We start from the raw sequence: 3773 nt of genomic DNA on the forward strand, positions 1-3773 counted from the left end.
CGGCGACCGCCCGGCCGCGGACGACCACCCGGCCCGCGACCACGCACCCGGCGACGACCGCCCGGTCCGCGACCAGCGCGCCGCACGCGGCGTCCGGCCGGCGCCGGACGACCTGCCGCCCCGCGACCAGCGGCCCCCTCGCGGCCCGGCCGCGGACGAGTTCCCGGCCCGCGAGGGCGGCCCCCGTGGCGACCGGCCGCGCGACGACTGGCCCCGCGACGACCGCGGCCCGCACGACGATCGCGCCCTCCGCGAGGACCAGCCGCCGCGCCGGGTTCCGCCGCCGGGTGGCCGGCCGCCGCGCGCCGCCGGCCCGGCACCGACGCGGGTCCAGCCCGTGCCGCCGCACAGCGGGGCGCAGCCGGTGGCACCGCCGGGCAACCCGCAACCGGGCTTGCCACCGCACAGCGGGGCACCGCCGGTCGCGCCGCCGGGCACCCCCCAGCCGCACGGTGGCGCGCAGCCGGGCAACCCCCAGCCGGGCCTGCCACCGCACGGTGGGGGACAGCCGGCCGTGCCGCCGCCGGGCCAGCCGCTGAGCGGCGCTCAGCCGGTCGTGTCGCCGGGCAAACCGCCGCCGGGCCTGCCGCCGCAGAGCGGGGCGCAGCCGGTCGCACCGCAGCAAAGCGGCCCGCAGCCCGTCCAGCCGCCGGGCCCGGCTCCGCACCAGGGGCGGCTCCCGCAGCCGAACCCGCCCGCGACCCCGCCGCCCGGCAATCCGGCGCTCGGTCCCGGCACCCCGCCGCCGGGTACGCCGGTCCCGCCGCGTGGCCGTGGCTCCCGGCGCCCGGCGCCGGTGCGGCCGTGGCAGGAGGAGGCCAAGCAGGCCCAGCGCCCACCGGACCCGGAGGCGACGCGGTTCATCCCGCGCACCGCCGGCGTCCCGATGAACTCGCGCTGGCCGGTCGCCGACCCCGACGTCATGCGGCCGTACGACGCGCTGGCCACCCAGGTCATGCCGGCGCTCAAGGGGCCGCTGGTCAAGCCCCGGCCGGACGGGGAAGCGCCGGAGGCCCCGGCCAAGGCGCCGTCGCTGGCGAAGGCGTCCGGGCGGATGGCCATCGCGTCGCTGATCAGCCGGATCACCGGCTTCCTGTGGAAGCTGCTGCTGGTCGGCGCGATCGGCCAGGGCATCGCGAACGACTCGTTCAACGTCGCCAACACGATGCCGAACATCATCTTCGAGCTGCTGATGGGTGGCGTGCTCGCCAGTGTGGTGGTGCCGCTGCTGGTGCGCTCGCAGGACGACCCCGACGGCGGCACGGCCTACACCCAGCGGCTCATCACGGTGGCGTTCTCGCTGCTGCTGGTCGGCACGGTGGTCGCGGTGATCGCCGCACCGGCGTTCACGAGTCTCTACGTCGACTCTTCCGGCAAGGCCAGCGCGGACCTGACCACGGCGTTCGCCTACCTGCTGCTGCCCGAAATCTTCTTCTACGGCGTCTTCGCGCTGCTCTCGGCCGTGCTCAACGCCAAGCAGATCTTCGGCCCGACGGCGTGGGCCCCGGTGATCAACAACCTGGTCGTCATCTTCACGATCCTGGTCGTCTGGATCATGCCGGGCGACATCGACACCGGGAACGTCTCGATCACCGACCCCAAGGTGCTGACGCTGGGCATCGGCGTCACCGGCGGCATCGTCGCCCAGGCGCTGCTGCTGATCCCGCCGCTGCTGCGCTCGGGCTTCCGGTTCAAGTGGCGCTGGGGCATCGACAAGCAGATGAAGGAGTTCGGCGGCCTCGCGCTGTGGATCCTCGGCTACGTCGCGGTGAGCCAGATCGGCTACACGATCAACACGCGCGTGCTGACCAGTGGTTCGCCCGGTGGGGTGACGGCCTACAGCAACGCCTGGCTGCTCTTCCAGCTGCCGTACGGCGTCATCGGCGTCTCCCTGCTGACCGCGATCATGCCGCGGATGAGCCGCGCGGCCGCCGACGGCGACCACAAGAAGCTGATCGGCGACCTGTCGTACGCGTCCCGGATCTCGACGGTGATGCTCGTGCCGATCTCCGCGGTGATGACCGTGGTCGGCGGCTCGATCGGCATCGCGCTGTTCACCTTCGGCAAGGGCACGCTCGAAACGGCCGAGCGGCTCGGCGACGCGCTGGCGATCTCGGCGTTCGCCCTGCTGCCGTACGCGCTGGTGATGCTGCAGATGCGCGTGTTCTACGCGATGAAGGACGCCCGCACGCCGACGCTGATCATGATCGTGATGACGCTGGTCAAGGTGCCGCTGCTGTACCTGTGTCCGGTGCTGCTGGCGCCGGACAACGTCGTGCTCGGCGTGATGATGGTCAACGCGCTGACGTTCGTGGTCGGCGCGATCCTCGGCCAGGTTTGGCTCTGGGTGACGCTGGGCAACTTGCGCAGCAAGCGGGTGATCGGCGTGATTCTGTTCACGGTGGTGGCGAGTGTCCTCGGGGTGGCCGCGGCGTGGGTCGCCGGCAAGCTCGTGCCGGACTTCTTCGGGCCTCGGCTGGGTGCCTGGGCAAAGCTGCTGCTCCAAAGCGTGGTGGGCATCGTGGTCTCGTTCGGCGTGCTGATGGCCCTCAAGGTCGAGGAGCTGAAGCCGGCCACTTCGAGGTTCACCCGGTTGATCAAGCGCGGGTAACGATTGCGGTACGGAAGGCGACGACTCCCGCGTCGTATTCTGGGTAACCTTGGAGCGGGGAGCTAGCGGGAGAGTGCGGGTGGACACGAGGCGGAGCGAACAGGCGGGGGGTGCGAACCACGTGGGCAAGGCCCAGGTCGGATCGCTGGCCCCCGGGCGTGTGGTCGGCGACGGCCGCTACCGCCTCCTCGCGCAGTTCGGCGTGGACGAGCGGGGTGACGCGCACCTTTGGCGTGCCCGGGACGGGCAGCTGAAGCGGGACGTCGCGCTGACCCTGCTGGTCGGTGACCCGGCGGATCCCGAAGCCGCCCGGCTGGCCCGGCGGACGCTCGAGCGCGCGACGCACGCGTCGAAGTTCGGCCACGGCGGCGTCGCCCGCGTGCTGGACGTGCTCGCCCTCGGCAGCGGCATCACCTCGAGCGAAGGCCTGCTCGGCGTCGTGGTCGCGGAGTGGACCAAGGGCAGCGACCTGGTCGACCTCGTCGCGCAGCGGCCGGTGGCGCCCGCCGCGGCCGCGCGGATGGTGCAGGCGCTGGCCGAAGCCGTCGAGCAGGCGCACCAGAACGGGCTCGTGCTCGGCCTCGACCACCCCCAGCGGCTGCGGCTGACGCCGAACGGCGCGCTCAAGCTCGCGTTCCCCGGCCCGCTGCCGGAGGCGACGCTGCGCGACGACGTCAAGGCGCTCGGCGCGGTCCTGTACCTGCTGCTGACCGGCCGCTGGGCGCTGCCCGGTGGCCCGCCCGCGATCCCGGCGGCCCCGATGACGCCGCAGGGCCGGATCGTCCCGCCGCGTCAGCTGGTGCCGACTGTCCCGGCGGACCTGTCGTCGCTGGCCGTCCGCACGATCGAGGACGGCGGCAACGGCGGCATCCGCACCAGCGCGGCCATCCTCCGCGTGCTCGGCCAAGTGGCCGAGGAGGAAGAGCGCACCCAGCTGATCAAGGCCGTCGGCGGCGACCCGGCCGAGGGCGAAGGCACCGTCTGGACCACGAAGAAGCCGGTCAAGGACGTCGCCCGGCGGCGCAAGCTCGCCCTCGGCGTCACCGTGCTGGTGGTCGCGACCGTCGTCATCCTCGCCTGGGGCGGGCTGATGCTGATCAACGTCTTCCAGGGCGACTCCAAAGCGAGCGGGCCGACGATCAACGTCGCCCAGCCGCCGGCG

2 protein-coding genes are annotated in these 3773 nt (G+C 73.4%); both read left to right on the forward strand.

Going from position 1 to position 3773, the window contains the following annotated elements; genetic code table 11:
- The first annotated feature begins 796 nt into the window (after positions 1–796).
- Positions 797–2611, forward strand: a complete 1815-nt coding sequence (gene murJ, locus CCN39_RS47885) for a murein biosynthesis integral membrane protein MurJ (protein WP_143264477.1) — start codon at positions 797–799, stop codon at positions 2609–2611.
- Positions 2612–2690: 79 nt separating this feature from the next.
- Positions 2691–3773 (forward strand): protein kinase family protein (locus CCN39_RS47890; protein ID WP_086853836.1); only part of this gene is annotated, 1083 nt, incomplete at its 3' end.

The organism is Amycolatopsis kentuckyensis, from assembly GCF_002155975.1.
Taxonomy (GTDB): domain Bacteria; phylum Actinomycetota; class Actinomycetes; order Mycobacteriales; family Pseudonocardiaceae; genus Amycolatopsis; species Amycolatopsis kentuckyensis.